We start from the raw sequence: 16,123 nt of genomic DNA on the forward strand, positions 1-16,123 counted from the left end.
TGAATAAAAACGGATGTCCGGAATGGCCCTATCATTTCCTCTTTTTTGATATAATAGAGTACATGTTGATTTAGTTTAGAATGTAATAGAAAAATGAACCCTAAATGCTTTGAAGGAAGTTTGATATGTAGATAAATAGAGAGAGAAAAACGATGAATTCTGGAAGGGGATACATAATTGTGAATGCAAAATACTTAGATTTGTTGGCCCAAAAATATGATTGCGAAGAAAAAGTGGTCACTGAAATTATTAATCTTGAAGCGATCCTGAATTTGCCGAAGGGAACAGAACATTTTGTTAGTGATTTACACGGTGAGTATCAAGCCTTTCAACATGTACTACGAAATGGTTCTGGGAATGTAAAAGGGAAAATAGAAGACCTTTATAAAAAAATTTTAACAGAAAAAGAAATTAGAGAATTTGCCACATTGGTTTATTACCCTGAAGAAAAAATACAATTAATGAAAAATGATTTTGATAATGAAAGAGAACTACACCAATGGTACACCGTGATTATTGAGCGGATGATTAATCTTATTTCTTATGCTTCTTCTAAATACACTCGCTCGAAATTACGGAAAGCCTTGCCTAGTCAGTTTGTCTATATTATAGAAGAACTTCTTTATAAAACGGATGAATACACCAATAAGGAACCTTATTATACAAAAATCGTCCAGCAAATTATTTCTCTAGGACAAGCGGATAAGCTCATTATCGGACTTGCTTATACGACTCAGCAATTAGTGGTCGATCACCTTCATGTAGTAGGGGACATTTACGACCGTGGGCCTGAACCAGATAAAATTATGGATACCCTCATCAACTATCATTCCGTTGATATTCAATGGGGAAATCATGATGTCCTATGGCTAGGTGCCTTTGCTGGCTCAAAAGTTTGTCTCGCTAATATTATTCGGATTTGTGCTAGGTACGACAACTTGGACATCATTGAAGATGTGTATGGAATCAACCTGAGGCCATTACTAAATCTAGCTGAAAAATACTATGATGATAACCCTGCTTTTCGCCCAAAAAGACATTCAGATGAAAAAGTAACAGAGGAAGAGCAATTACAAATTACAAAAATTCATCAAGCGATTGCGATGATTCAATTCAAATTGGAAAGTCCTATAATCAAGAGACGCCCAGACTTTAAGATGGCAGAAAGACTGTTGCTTGAAAAAATTGATTATGAGAAAAATGAGATTACCCTTCAAGGGATTAGGTACCAATTAGAAAATTCGTGCTTTGCAACGGTAAATCCAGAACAACCGGATCAGCTGTTAGAAGAAGAAGAACAAGTGATGGATAAGCTGTTATTTTCTGTGCAACATTCGGAAAAACTGGCCAGACATATGAATTTTCTTATGAAAAAAGGTAGTCTTTATTTAAAATACAACGGAAATCTACTTATACATGGATGTATGCCTTTAGATGAAGAAGGCAATATGGAAAAAATGGTGATTGAAAACAAAACGTATGCAGGTCGTGACTTACTTGATACGTTTGAGCATTATTTACGATATGCTTTTGCTCATCCTGAAGAGACAGATGATCTTGCGACAGATATGGTTTGGTATTTATGGACTGGTGAATATTCATCGTTGTTTGGGAAAAGAGAAATGACGACCTTCGAAAGGTATTTCATAAAAGATAAAAAAACCCATAAAGAGAGAAAGAACCCATACTACCACTTACGTGAAAAGGAAGAAATCTGCCGTAAAATCCTTGAAGAGTTTGATTTGAATCCGGATCAAGGTCACATTATTAATGGCCATACACCAGTGAAAGAAATTGATGGGGAAAATCCAGTTAAAGCAAATGGAAAAATGATTGTCATTGATGGAGGCTTTTCCAAGGCTTATCAATCAACAACTGGAATCGCTGGATACACGTTATTATATAACTCTTTCGGCATGCAATTGGTGGCTCATAAACAGTTCAATTCCAAAGAAGATGTACTCATCAATGGAACAGACGTGTTGTCAGTGAAAAGGTTGGTTGATAAAGAGCTGGAGAGAAAAAAGGTTCAAGAGACGAATGTCGGAGAGGAAATCTTGCAAGAGCTCTCTATTTTAAATAGTTTGATGGAGTATCGGTATGTGAAGTGATGTATATCTTGGAGGGGAGGAGGCGGTCAAACTGTCTGCTCCTTTTGGAATACACATGAAGGTTAATGGGAAATGTCTAAAAATCGTCGCATGTATTTTCGTAGGAAGTTCTGTATTAAACTAACGAGCGATTTTAAGGGAGAGATTCCCCTTAATTAGTAAATTAGCACTGAAAATAGCTAAAATAAAGGGAAATAGTCCGCTTATTGACTCAAAAAAACTGGAGTTGGGTCATTTTTCTTTACATAACGGGAAAAATTTCCTCTATATACCTCAGAACGAGCTCAATTCTGCATTTAACGGAAAAATCTCCCCTTATTTTACTGAAGGTTGATAGGTTCTTTGATTTAGCATTTTAGATCATGAAAGTATAATTAAGTGGTTGACAAATTTTGCGAATTGTGAAAATATAAAGACAACCTCGTATGACCCTAGTTCTCACTATTATTAAATGCTTTATACTATCAAAACGGAAAACACTGTTTAATAATCCTGACGCTTTACTACAACCTCTGAATTAACCTTCACCTTCCTTCAAAGAACATTTCCTTTTTTCTTTTGTCACAATGCATACTTTAAAATTATCAAACGTGAAAAGAGTGGTAATCAAGTAAACAATCATATTTATTAAAGGAGGAATAAATGGGACACGATATCGTAGGATATAACAAAGCAGGAATAGAAATTGCTTATGCTCGTTTTAACATGTGGAATGACAATGCTACTATCCTCTATACTTTGCTTGATGCAGAGCATTACAATGCAGGGGTAAGTGGATCAGGTAACAGTTCTACTTTTTCAGTACAACAAATTGAGAAGGCTTTGAAAAACTATAAAAATTTCTTCCCTCATGGTGATATATCCCTTTTAAAGAATGATTCTTCAACTTGGGATCAAAAACAAATCCTCCATTTTATAGAAAACTGTTTTTCAACAGCACAAAAAGAAGGGAGTGTCAGAGTTCTATTTTGCTAACGCATTATAAAGTCGTATGCTTCATTTTTAAAACTTTGTGCTTTTGTCGTAACAACTCCAACCTATATCTAGTTGTCTTCCCTCTTTAAGTCGATTGCAGTAAAAAACACCTACTGAACGTTAACATTTCCCCCAGAGAACATTTTCCATTAACAAAACAAAACAAAACAAAACTATTTTAATAACGTTCTGCCATTTCGTCCTCATCTAAGAAATAAAAGTCCAGATACTTTTTATGATTTTAGAAATATATTCCAATTCCCATCCCAAAACGTCTATAATAAATTCAGATGTTATCAAGGGAGGTCATTCAAGTGATCATGACGACTACTACAATGATTGAGGCAAGCCGGTTGAATCGTATTTAGGTATAGTCACGAGTGAAGTTATTCTAGGGGCGAATGTAGTGAGAGATTTTTTTGCTTCGATCACAGATATTGTAGGTGGGAGAAGTGGGGCATACGAAAGCAAACTACAAGAAGGTAGAGAAGCTGCCTTGAATGAATTGGAACAGAAGGCAAGAAGACTGGGAGCCAATGGGGTCATTGCCATTGATTTGGACTTTGAAACATTACGAGATGGAATGATGATGATTGTGGCAACCGGAACCGCTGTAAGGGTATAAGTTTAATCTGTGAGAAGATTTTAGGAACTGGCCTAAATCTTCTTTTTTTTATCTGTTTCACTAGAATGGAAAATCGTAATAAAACCTGAGTAAACATGGTAAATGACTGGAGTTTTTACAAGGGACTTCCTCTTCTATTATATTAAAAGACCCCCTCAAATACCGCATTGGAGGGAATTAATGAAAAAACAGCGAAGGAAGGTGGTGTAATGTTAAAGTGTTAAAGGATAAGGTAGGATAATAGAAACTTTGCTCATGACTTTGGGATGTAACAAAAGGCTGAAAACGACTTTTTACGACATCTGTTCTTGCAAGGCGTTAAAATGTATGTTAAATTTCTAATGATACTTTGTTTGTTCGATCAACAAACAAAGTGTATACGCTTTAACGTCGTTACTTTCTATACATATTTTTTTTGTAAGCCTTTTTATAAGAATTATAAAAATGAATTTTCATAGATTATCGTTCTATGAAAAGAAGGAGAAAACTTATGCGAGATGTTCAGCCAGGGGCCTCTTTAGAGGGAAATTCCAGAATTGGAATGAGAGAAAAGATTGGATATGCATCAGGTGATTTAGCGAGCAATTTAATTTACCAAACGACTTCTATTTATTTGCTTTTTTTCTACACTAATATTTATGGGATTTCGCCGGGGGCTGCTGCGACTATGTTTTTGGTAGTCCGGTTAATTGATGCCATTAGTGATCCGTTGGTTGGATCACTAGTCGATAAGACGAACACAAGATTTGGTCGATTTAGACCGTATTTATTGATTTGGGCCATACCATTTGCTGGATTAGCTTTTCTATGTTTTACCACTCCTGATTTTACGGAAGGTGGAAAGTTAATTTATGCATATGTAACCTATATTGGATTGTCCATTGTTTATACATTTGTAAACGTTCCCTATGCAGCTTTGACTCCTGCTATCACAAAAAACAATGAAGAAATTGTTAGTTTAACATCTGTTAGAATGATCTTTGCCAATTTAGGTGGGGTAATTGTTGCTTACTTTGTTCCATTTCTATCAAACTACTTTGGTGAAATCACGAGTCCTACTAGAAGCTGGCAGCTTACGATGGGGATCATTGGGGTTGTAGGCGCCTTGCTTTTACTGTTTTGCTTTTTCAGTACAAGAGAAAGAGTAAAGCCGGTAAACAGTGATGTTAAAATTAAGTTCACAGATGTGTTTGATCAATTTAGACAGAACCGTCCACTTGTTGTTCTAAGCATTTTCTTTGTTCTTATATTTGGTGTCAATTCTATCAGTAATTCAATTGGTGTGTTCTATGTAACATATAACTTGGGAAGAGCGGACCTTGTAGGGCTTTATACATTATTAGGCTCACTACCTGCATTTCTATGTATTCCGTTAATTCCATGGATCAACAAGAAAATCGGAAAGAAAGCCTTGCTTAATGCGTCTTTAATATTAAGTATAGTTGGTACACTTTCTTTATTGTTGATTCCACCTAGCATGATTACGTTGATTTTGATTTCACGAGTTTTCACAGCTATTGGCACTCTTACAGCTGGAGCGTTTATGTGGGCATTAATTCCTGAGACGATAGAATACGGTGAGTACAAAACAGGAAAAAGACTAAGCGGTCTTATTTACTCACTAATTGGTTTCTTCTTTAAGTGTGGAATGGCCTTAGGAGGGGCGATTCCTGGTCTTGTGTTAGCTCAATTTGGGTTTGTCGCTAATCAAGTACAATCTTCTCAAGCATTATTTGGGATCTTAATTGGTACCGCTTTAATACCAGCTATTGTTCTCATATTAGCTTTGATTAACATTAATTTTTATAATATTGATGATAAGAAGCTTGCTTATATACGAGAAGCACTAAAAGAACGAGCAGCATAAAAAGAAATGGGACAAGGGACAAGGTCCCATTGTCCTTTTCTTTTGAATTAAATAATCACATTTGACACTAACAACTGTAGGAGGCTGCTGAATGAAAGTAAGCATAAGGAAAAAATTAATTGGTAGTTTTTTGATTGTGTCCTTAATTTTTGGAGGAGCGAGTTTTCTCTCTTATTTACAACTAGTAGAGACAAACAAATCATATACATACTTAGTAGAAACTGTTGCTGAAATAAGATCAGTTGCCCAAGAGGTTGAAGTACTTGTAGCATTGCAAACAGGTGACCTTAGAGGGTATATGATTTATGAGATTGAAATGTTTAAGCGACACTTACAAGAAAATAACGAAAACATAAATACGTTAATTTCAAAAGGGAAAGAGTTATCAACACTAGAAGAAAACATTGAGCGATTAGATGAGTTAGCTACGTTAAATGAGTCATTCCTCATAGAAGCAACGAAAGTAATGGAAGCTATTTCGGTAGATAAGGAAGAAGCGATTCGGGAAGCTAATCATTATGCTATTCCGCTTACCACAGAGATGAGAGAACGAGCAAATGATATGAGTAATTGGCTAGGTGAGTTGTTACATCAACGTCAAGACGAAACGAATCGCATGGCAGATCGAACGGTTACTCTTATGATCTCTCTAAGTAGTATAGCTTTGATATTTGCAATTGGATGTGGGATCCTAGTTTCGAATATCATTTCAAGACCAATTAATCAATTAGCAAATGTAGCAAAGCAGGTTGCAGGAGGTAACTTAGCGACTGAACCATTCGGGTTAAGAGCAAGGATGAAATTTATGAGTTAAACGAATCATTTACCCAAATGACAGATAATCTAAAAAGTATGATAGAAAATATTCAGTCTAGTGCTGAACAAGTGGCTTCATCTTCTGAACAATTGACAGCAAGTACAAGTGAATCGGTGAAGGCGACAGATCAAATTACAGAATCGATTCAATCGGTTGCCAATGGAGCTGAAAAGCAGCTTGTAAGCACAACAAGTGCGAATGATATGGCTAATGAGATTTCAAAAGGGATGGATCAAATAGCAGTGAGTGTAAAAGCTGCTACAGATGCGACTTATCAAACACAACAGCAATCAATGAACGGATTAGCTGTTATTGAGAAAACAGTTAGTCAGATGAATAATATACATCATCAATCCAATCAAACCTCTAAAGTAATCAAAGGATTAGAGGAAAAGTCTAAGTCTATTGGTGATATTATTTCTCTTATAACCTCAGTTTCTGAACAAACTAATTTATTAGCACTAAATGCTGCAATTGAAGCGGCGAGAACAGGTGAACATGGAAAAGGGTTTGCTGTTGTAGCAGATGAAGTACGGAAGCTTGCTGAAGAATCGAACCAATCAGCTACACAAATTAGTCAATTGATCCTAGAAATCCAAAAAGATATTCATCAATCTGTTGAGTCGATGAATGAAGGTAATCATACTGTAAAACAAGGACTTACCTTAGCAACAGAGGCCGGAAGTGAATTCAAAAAAATATCTAACCAAATTAATCAAATACTACGTCAAATTGAAGAGGTATCAGCTGTAACTCAACAGATAACCGCCAGCACAAGTTCTATGGCTCAATCAATTGAAGAAGCAAATGATATTGCCGAGACAGCTTCTTCCTATTCTCAAACTGTGGCCGCTTCTGCAGAGGAACAAACGGCTACAATGGAAGAGATCTTTGCTTCGGCAGAGATGTTATCGAAAATGGCTGACCAGTTACAAGAAACGGTTAAGAAATTCACAACCTAGGGAGCCGGAAGAGACCACTTTAAAGCCTTTCACCCTAGCTAATTGTGGAACAGCTATATCAATGAATTTAGCGAGGTAGACCAACTACCAAAAGAAGTGGGTTACCTCGCTTACGTTTTTAATTTCTGCCCCAGACCCTATAATACGTTATAAAAACCTTAAAAATCTGCCTTCCTCACAATAGATTTGTTATTTTTAAAAGGAAATAATGAGTAAGTAAAGAATATAAGAAATATAAAGTGAGGGTGATAATATGAACTATCCATCTTATATTAATCTATCAACGGAGTTCATTGACGGCATTGGTGAATACTTACAAACAAAAAAAATTCCACTTGATGAAGTCGTAGAGGTTTTTGCTGGTGATGGAAAATTAGGTTTGCAGTTAGGGTTGAAGAAAAATAGCCATGTATCCGACTTATTATTATTTGCTAGTGAAGATTATGAAGACGCTATCACGGAAAAATGGGAAAGAAATCCCGATGGTGTTGTAGCAGAGTCAGCCTATGAAACAGTGTTGCGATTTGAAGCTGCAGAAAACAACATTCGCTTGCTCATTATGGGTGCACCACCGCCTGCTAATTCGTATTATTGTCCATCCTACGACACATTGAAAGCTCTTCATTATTGCTTTGGTGGAGAAATCTTATACATTGGAGAAATGAATAGCTACTATTTTGCTTCTCCAAAGTTTTTTAAGCATGTAGAAGTAGTGAATGATGAGACGTTTCATCATTTAGTAGTCAAAAATTATAATAATACGGATGGATATTTTTCGAGCCGTTCCTTTGAAAAACCAGCTGATGTTCGACCGTATTTACTGAAGTTCAAGCTGTGTATGAATGAAAAGTGTGATTGTTTAGATTCCTCAAGTATTCTAAAAGAAGGCATTAAATAACTAAAGGATAGGAAAAAAGTCGGAAGTTTGGAAGCAGGAGGTGGACTCTTGCTTCTTTTCTTTTTTCTTTACAATAAAGTACCAGAAAACCTTTAAATTCTAAGAAAAAGTAAGCTATATCTTAATGCTTACCGTTTTCATAACCGTTGTTTCCGCTTTCTTGGAGAGATATGCTTTTTGAAGAAAAAGATGGAAAGGTACATAATGAAGATACACTAACAAAGAAAGAAGGAATTCACATGAAATTCTTATCTTACCTGTTACAAGGTCTCATTAAGTCCCAAGAAAAAACGGCTAAGAAAATCTTAAAAACAAACTTATATTATTAAAAATATGACCTCTTGCGACTGATTAAGCGTAAGGGGTTTTATTATTTTGTGCCGTGAAGTTGGCGGGGGAATCTAGCAATTTGTCGGTGGTACAAAAGACCTGGTGCTTTAAAACCCATTCTTTCATTATCGTTTTTTCTAGTAGAATTTATAAATGATACCGTTTACAATTGCTCTATGAAAGAGAGAATGTAACGCTTAACGAAAGCGCTTATACTTTTTCTCTTTACATCTTAGAAAGAGGAGCCTAACATATGAGCAAAAAACAGAATAAAAAGTTCACGAAACTGCTTTCTTTGTTACTTGTAGTATCTCTGATTTTTCCAGTTGGAGGATTTGGTTTTGCTACAAGTGCGGAAGCTGCAACAGGAGCAGAAACGAAAACGGTTTATCAGGAAACATTTGTTAATGGAAAAGGTCATGCCAAGGAATCTGGTAATGCTGCACTAACGGCTGTTACGGGTAAAACATTTACTGGTAATGAAGATGGTGGAGCTTTACATGTAACAAATAGATCGAAAGACTTCGATGCAGTTGACTTTAGTTTTAGTGATGTAGGAATGCAAAGTGGTAAAACATATAAAATCACGGTAACAGGTTATGTGGACAGTGATGTTACTGTGCCAGCTGGCTCTCAAGCATTTCTTCAAACGGTAGACAGCTATAGCTGGTTAGCAAGTGCTAACTTTAAAGCTGGCGAAGCCTTTACGATGACAGGCGAGTATACCGTTGGATCGAATGCGAATGATACGAGAGTTCGTGTACAGTCAAATGATGACGGAGCAACTGTTCCATTCTACATCGGAAGTATCGTCATTACCGAAGTAGGATCTTCAGATGATGAAACACCTGCACCTCCAACAAGAGAGAAAGCGGTACCATTTGATACGATTACGTTTGAAAATGGTGAGCTGAATGGATTTTCAGGACGTTCAGGTAATGAGACATTAACCGTAACGACTGTAGAAAATCGAAATACCTCACATTCTAAGGCATTAAAAGTAGAAGGTAGAACGCAAAACTGGCATGGTCCAACCATCAATGTAGCGCAAAACATTGACGTTGGCTATGAATACAACGTTTCTGTATGGGTGAAGTTGATTTCACCGTCAAGTGCAACACTTCAGCTTTCAACACAAGTTGGTAGTGCGAGCCCAAGTTACAATGGAATTGCCAGTCAATCTGTTAGCCAAAACGATGGATGGGTCAAATTAGAAGGAACATATCGCTTTAACGCAGTTCCAGATGAACATGTAACACTCTATATTGAAAGTTCAAACAGCACGGCATCTTTCTATATCGATGATGTAAGTTTTGAAGAAGTTTCGGGTCCAATTGAGATCCAAAAAGATATTACACCAATTAAAGAGAAGTATCAAAATGATTTCTTGATTGGAAACGCTATCACTTCTTCTGATTTAGAAGGCGCTAGACTTGAATTACTAAAGATGCATCACAATGTTGTGACTGCTGAGAATGCGATGAAACCAAGTGAACTCCAACCGACAAAGGGCAACTTCACTTTTTCTGGAGCGGATCTTTTAGTCGATAAAGCATTAGCAGAAGGTTTTGATGTTTTTGGTCACGTTCTAGTATGGCATCAGCAATCACCTGATTGGATGAACACAACAACAAATGCAGCTGGTGAAAGAGTTCCATTAAATCGTGAGGAAGCACTAAAAAATATGCAAGATCACATTAAAAAAGTAATGGAGCATTTCGGCGACAGAGTCATTGGTTGGGATGTCGTGAATGAAGCAATGAGCAACAACCCTCCAAACCCTACGGATTGGAAAGCTTCGCTCCGTCAGTCGAACTGGTATCATGCCATTGGACCTGACTATGTAGAAGAATCATATTTAGCTGCAAGAAAGGTTCTAGATGATAACGGATGGGACCATATCAAGCTTTATTACAATGATTACAATGATGACAATCAAAACAAAGCGACAGCGATTTATCACATGATTAAAGAAATTAATGATCGATATGCTGCAGAAAACGATGGTAGATTATTAATTGATGGAATGGGTATGCAAGGTCATTACAACTTAAGCACAAATCATGAAAACGTAAGAAAATCATTAGAAAGATTTATCACACTCGGTGTAGAAGTAAGTATTACGGAGCTTGACATCCAAGCTGGAGGCAACCATGAGCAATCAGAACGTGACAGAGTAGCACAAGCGTTATTATACGCTCAACTTTTCAACTTGTATAAAGAGCACGCTGATTCGATTGCTCGTGTTACATTCTGGGGATTAAATGATGCAACTAGTTGGAGAGCGGCAACAAGCCCATTATTGTTTGATAGAAACTTACAAGCAAAGCTTGCGTATGAAGCTGTTATGGATCCTGTAAACTTTATTGCGGACAATCCACCTATTGAGATTGAAGCAAAGCAAGCTACTGCTTTATATGGTACTCCTACAATTGATGGAGAGATTGATCCAATTTGGAATGAAGCAGAGCGTATCCAAGTTAACCAGCATTTGGCGGCTTGGCAAGGAGCGACAGGGGTTGCGAGAGCTCTTTGGGATAGTGAAAATCTTTATGTCTTAGTCGAGGTTAGCGACAGTGAGTTAGATAAATCTAGTCCATACCCTTGGGAACAAGATTCAGTTGAAGTATTCTTAGATCAAACAAATGGCAAAACGTCTTACTATGAATATGATGATGGACAATACAGAGTGAATTTTGACAATGAAGCATCGTTTAATCCAGAAGATGCTAGCAGAGGATTTGAATCGGCAACAACTAGAACTGGAACAGGATACTTGGTCGAAATGAAAATTCCTTTAAGACACATTGACCCACCTGTTGATGGTCAAAAGCTTGGTTTCGATGTACAAATTAACGATGCTAGAAATGGTGCTCGTCAAGGATCAGCTACGTGGAATGATGCAATCGGTAGCGGTTATATGGACACATCTGTATTTGGTGAGCTTCTTTTGAAAAAAGCAGGTAATGAAGACGTTCAAGAGCCAGAAACGGTTGAGAATGGTAAGAAGCCTTTACCAGAACAAGCAAACGACAGAGCACGTGAAGTTCGTAATGAATTGCCTAAGCAAGCAAACGACAGAGCACGTGAGGTTTCAAACAAAGGACAAGGACAAAATAAGTAAGATTTATAGAAAATTTGCTTGGAGCAAGGGGGAAACCTCTTGCTTCTTTTGTTCGCCCAGCATGGGCGAACTCTAACGGGTGAAAGTCCCGAGTACGACCTTGTAGCGGTAAGTACATAGCCAAAAGCAAGGGTGTCCATGGCGACGTGGAATCTGAAGGAAGCTCGAGGCAAACCTCTGGTCTGACGAACAGAAATCATATAAGAGGCAACGTATGAGGACAAGACTGCAAAAGAAGTTGAAATCCGATAGCTACTCTAATCATACGGGGTATATATGGCAGATAGGTGGAGGGAAAGAGTTCGCACCTTAACTGGGGAGGTCTCACTGGTCTGCACCAAAATCTTGTAGTGATACAAGACTGGATAGTGAGAAGTCAGCAGAAGCCGTAGTAGTGAAGACATCTAGCGAAAGCTAGAAAGAGCGAAGGGCTGAACAATTTCATCGTTATAGAAATCTCGATTGGAAGAGGAAATAGACCACTGGCATTAAGCGGAAAAGTGGATACCGACTTTACGAGACAGAAAGGAAATAACAAAGCATGTATGAAGGAAAACTACTAGATAAAATTCTGGATATAGATAATCTAAATCAAGCATTCAAGCAGGTGAAAAGAAATAAGGGTGCCGCTGGTGTGGATGGAATGACCGTGCAAGAACTAGGAGCATATATGGCGTTGAATAAGGATGAAATCATTTCTCAGATTCGTCAAAGAACATTCAACCCTCAACCTGTACTAAGGGTTGAAATCCCTAAACCCAATGGAGGGGTAAGGCTCTTAGGCATTCCGACGGTCAAAGATAGGGTTATTCAACAAGCGATAGCACAAATCCTTACACCTATGTTTGATAAGACATTTAGTGAGTATAGCTATGGATTTAGACCTAATCGGTATGCCGAGATGGCTATCATACAAACTCTAGATTATTTGAATGATGGACACGATTGGATTGTGGATATTGACTTAGAACGTTTCTTCGACACAGTAAACCATGATAGACTGATGAACCTTGTATCAAGAACAGTTGACGATGGTGATGTCATTTCACTCATCCGTAAGTTCTTAGTAAGTGGCGTACAAATTGATGAAGAATATAAAGAAACGATTATAGGAACTCCTCAAGGAGGAAATTTATCTCCGTTACTTAGTAACATCATGCTTAACGAACTGGACATCGAACTCGAGGGTCGTGGACTTCGCTTCGTAAGGTATGCAGATGATTGTATTATTATGGTCAAAAGCGAAATGGCTGCAAAACGAGTAATGAGGTCAGTGACAAAGTTCATCGAAGAAAAGTTGGGTTTGATCGTTAATAGCACAAAAACAAAAGTGACAAGACCAAATGACCCTAATATGAAATTTCTAGGTTTTGGTTTCTTCAAAGATTATCAATCAGATTTATACAAGGCAAAACCGCACCAAAAGTCAGTAGAGAACTTCCAATACAAATTGAAGCAACTAACGAGGAAGAACTGGAGTGTTGAAACGAAGTTTCAGGTTCAACGAATCAACCAAGTGATACGAGGCTGGGTTAATTACTTCAAAGTTGGCTATATGAAAACGGTGCTTGGTAAGATAGACGCCCATATAAGAGTTCGATTAAGAACGTGTATATGGAAGAAGTGGAAAACAGCCAAGAATCGAAGGAAGAACCTAATCAAACTGGGAATGGAAAGATACAATGCATACAAGTATAGCCATACCAGCAAGGGTGCAGTCCGTATTGCTTACTCGTGGGTACTCAGCACAACGATCACAAATAAGAGATTAGCCAGGTTTGGGCTAATCTCCTGTGTTCAACATTATAACAAAGTACATGCTTAGTATGAAATTGAACCGCCGTATACGGATCCGTACGTACGGTGGTGTGAGAGGTCGGATAATCAATTAATGATTATCCTCCTACTCGATGTAAACCTTCCTAATTTACTAGAACAACCAATTGATCATTATTTATTTGCATGAATGTAAAAAGAAATTAGAGAAAAATTTAAAGGGAAAGTAAGCAGGTATGTAGAAGTGTTTGAAAAATGAAAATATTATTTATCTCGAACTATGAGGAGGAAATATGTCTAAGCAAATGAAGGCTGCCATTTTACTAGAGCCAGGAAAAATTGAATTACAAAATAGAAATATCCCTATTCCAGCAAGTAATGAAGTCCTAATTAAAGTACAATCCGTTGGTTTATGTGGATCAGATGTTCATTATTATCAACACGGTCGCATTGGGAATTTTATTGTAGAGAGACCGATAATATTAGGGCATGAATCTTCTGGTGAAATAGTTGAAATTGGTTCAAAAGTAAAGCATTTAAAAATAGGACAAAGAGTAACGGTTGAACCTGGTGTGACGTGTGGGGTATGTGAGTTCTGTAAATCAGGAAAATACAATCTATGTCCAGAAGTAGAATTTTTGGCAACACCACCATACGATGGTGCTTTTTGTGAATATATTGCCATTCGGTCAGATTTTGTATTTCCTATTCCTGATGAGATGTCATTTGATGAGGCAGCTATGGCTGAACCGATTTCTGTTGGAATCCATGCGATGAGGAGAGGACGATTACAGGCAGGAGAAACGGTAGTTATTATGGGGATGGGGCCAATCGGTATGTTAAGTGCAGTGGTTGCGCACTTGTCAGGTGCTAGCAAGATCATAGGTGTAGATTTTGAAGAATCACGTCTAGAATTATCCAAAAAAATGGGCATAACAGATACGGTAAACTTAAAAAATGAGAATCTTGCTGAAAGAATTGCTGAAATTACAGATGGAAAAAATGTGGATCTGGCTTTGGAGACAGCAGGCAATGCGAAGGCCTTACAATCTGCCTTCACTTCAGTAAAAAGAGGCGGAAGAGTGGTCATTGTTGGCTTACCTCCAGAAGACGTTGCAACTCTTAATATTAACGAAATTGTTGGAGGAGAAATCGATATATTTGGAGTGTTTCGCTATTCCAATACCTATCAAACGGCTATTGATATGATTGCTCAATGTAAAGTAGCAGGAATAGAATTGAAAAATATGATGACACACTATTATTCCTTGGATGAAACAAAAGAAGCCTTTGAAAAGGCAATATCCGATCGAACAAATGCTATTAAAGTTATGATAAGACCATAGGGTAAAGGGGACAGGTAAGGCGAGCTTATCTCACAAAAAACTCGACAAAGACTTTCTTTGTCGAGTTTTTTTGTGCATTATTCATTAGGATTAATCACTAGATCTACACGCCTGTTTCTCTGTTTTTCTCATCGTCGTCATTTGAAGCAATTAGTTTTGTTTCACCAAAACCTTTTAGTTGGAATTCAAGATGATCCAATTCATTTTGTTCTAGCAAATACCATGACGGATGTTGCTCGTTCAATGGAAAGATCTAAGTTGTAGCTTGGATCTCCATCGCTATCGGTATGTCCTCGATTTCAATAATCGTTCCTGCTTCTATGTCATCTAGCATATTAGATACATGATCAATTAATTCGATTGCTTCCTCTTTAAAAAAACTCTCGCCAAAGTCAAAATGGATGTCATCTGGGAGGATGAGCGTTGTCTCATCTTGATCGGTCGTTAGCGATACATCTTCCGGTACTTCTAATTCTGGCACCTTCGGGTAGACTCTATATTCTAATTGTCTAGAACCATCGGACCCCTGGATAACGAGATCCGCTTTCATTTGTTCAAAGTTCACGGCGTATAATTCCCTGCTTTGAGTTGGTAACGAACCGTGTGATCTGGGAGTCGCTTCAATTGTGACAAATTCTTCTTGAGCCAAAGATTAATAAGGAATCATTAAACCAAACGTTCCACTCGTAGAAACGGTTGCATGAAAGTTTAGCATGTGTTGCGCCATATGGCTTGATTCACTTGACCAATAATTTCTTAATAATCTAGTTCCTTCAATGAGGTTTGTTGTATCTTGAATGTATATGTATTGGTGATGATTTGTACTAATTCGTAGGTTACGAGACTTATCCGTACGACCAACAGCTAATAAATGGTAGTGGTAACTTTAGTGATTTTTACAATTACTCTTCAGTAGCTTATGATTGTTAGGTGAAGTAAACAAAGAACTTTAGAATCAATTCAAACTAGAGAGGTTGATAAATCTGTGTTATATAAATAACAAGGTTTTCTTAAAAAAAGATTTGTTGAGAAAATGAAAGGAATATCAAAAAAATCCAAGTTGTTTAATTATTTTGTTTATTATCGGTTGTTTTCGTATGTAAAAAAATAAACAAAAAACGAAAAAATAAATTGACTAATCGAAAGTTGATGTAATATAATTTAAAAAACGAAAGGTGCTTTCAAAAAAGAACGAAAGACATTTGAATTCTAAAATTTTGAATGAAGCTATGTTAATTTCTTTTTTGTTGAGTATGAAAGCGTTTTATTTTTTATTATTTATATTTGAAACT

The 16,123-nt window shown here is 37.1% G+C and carries 11 protein-coding genes and 1 pseudogene; 10 read left to right on the forward strand and 2 right to left on the reverse strand.

Features of this window, described 5'->3' with window-relative positions; genetic code table 11:
• The first annotated feature begins 179 nt into the window (after positions 1–179).
• From fbp to JCM9140_RS15515, 10 genes and pseudogenes are all read left to right on the forward strand, one after another.
• A complete protein-coding gene (gene fbp, locus JCM9140_RS15475; RefSeq protein WP_034748469.1) occupies positions 180–2,111 on the forward strand; it encodes a fructose-1,6-bisphosphatase in 1,932 nt (643 codons plus the stop codon).
• A gap of 642 nt (positions 2,112–2,753) precedes the next feature.
• Positions 2,754–3,086, forward strand: a complete 333-nt coding sequence (locus tag JCM9140_RS15480) for a hypothetical protein (protein WP_034748472.1) — start codon at positions 2,754–2,756, stop codon at positions 3,084–3,086.
• Positions 3,087–3,400: 314 nt separating this feature from the next.
• Positions 3,401–3,711: pseudogene (locus JCM9140_RS15485) on the forward strand (YbjQ family protein).
• A gap of 490 nt (positions 3,712–4,201) precedes the next feature.
• Complete coding sequence (locus tag JCM9140_RS15490) at positions 4,202–5,578, forward strand: glycoside-pentoside-hexuronide (GPH):cation symporter (protein WP_052002308.1); 1,377 nt, start codon at positions 4,202–4,204, stop codon at positions 5,576–5,578.
• A 91-nt stretch (positions 5,579–5,669) separates the two neighbouring features.
• On the forward strand, positions 5,670–6,392 hold the full coding sequence (locus tag JCM9140_RS22680) for an MCP four helix bundle domain-containing protein (protein WP_052002309.1): 723 nt from the start codon (positions 5,670–5,672) through the stop codon (positions 6,390–6,392).
• Positions 6,380–7,357, forward strand: a complete 978-nt coding sequence (locus JCM9140_RS22685) for a methyl-accepting chemotaxis protein (RefSeq protein ID WP_369384437.1) — start codon at positions 6,380–6,382, stop codon at positions 7,355–7,357. The genes JCM9140_RS22680 and JCM9140_RS22685 overlap by 13 nt, the downstream gene beginning before the upstream one ends.
• A 253-nt stretch (positions 7,358–7,610) precedes the next feature.
• Positions 7,611–8,255: a hypothetical protein gene (locus JCM9140_RS15500; RefSeq protein ID WP_034748475.1), complete on the forward strand. Its 645-nt coding sequence runs from the start codon at positions 7,611–7,613 to the stop codon at positions 8,253–8,255.
• 583 nt (positions 8,256–8,838) lie between these two features.
• The gene (locus tag JCM9140_RS15505; protein WP_081727722.1) at positions 8,839–11,709 is read left to right on the forward strand and encodes an endo-1,4-beta-xylanase; all 2,871 of its coding nucleotides are present in this window, start codon (positions 8,839–8,841) and stop codon (positions 11,707–11,709) included.
• A gap of 541 nt (positions 11,710–12,250) precedes the next feature.
• A complete protein-coding gene (ltrA, locus tag JCM9140_RS15510) occupies positions 12,251–13,534 on the forward strand; it encodes a group II intron reverse transcriptase/maturase (RefSeq protein ID WP_034748478.1) in 1,284 nt (427 codons plus the stop codon).
• A 244-nt stretch (positions 13,535–13,778) separates the two neighbouring features.
• A complete protein-coding gene (locus tag JCM9140_RS15515; protein WP_034748481.1) occupies positions 13,779–14,831 on the forward strand; it encodes an NAD(P)-dependent alcohol dehydrogenase in 1,053 nt (350 codons plus the stop codon).
• A gap of 103 nt (positions 14,832–14,934) precedes the next feature.
• Here the strand turns inward: JCM9140_RS15515 and JCM9140_RS23865 are convergent, their stop codons facing one another.
• Both JCM9140_RS23865 and JCM9140_RS15520 read right to left on the reverse strand, forming a co-directional pair.
• A complete protein-coding gene (locus JCM9140_RS23865) occupies positions 14,935–15,075 on the reverse strand; it encodes a hypothetical protein (protein WP_156314896.1) in 141 nt (46 codons plus the stop codon).
• 9 nt (positions 15,076–15,084) lie between these two features.
• Positions 15,085–15,396, reverse strand: a complete 312-nt coding sequence (locus JCM9140_RS15520; protein WP_156314897.1) for a hypothetical protein — start codon at positions 15,394–15,396, stop codon at positions 15,085–15,087.
• Positions 15,397–16,123 lie beyond the last annotated feature (727 nt).

It is taken from the genome of Halalkalibacter wakoensis JCM 9140, from assembly GCF_000513095.1.
Classification (GTDB): Bacteria; Bacillota; Bacilli; order Bacillales; family Bacillaceae_D; genus Halalkalibacter; species Halalkalibacter wakoensis.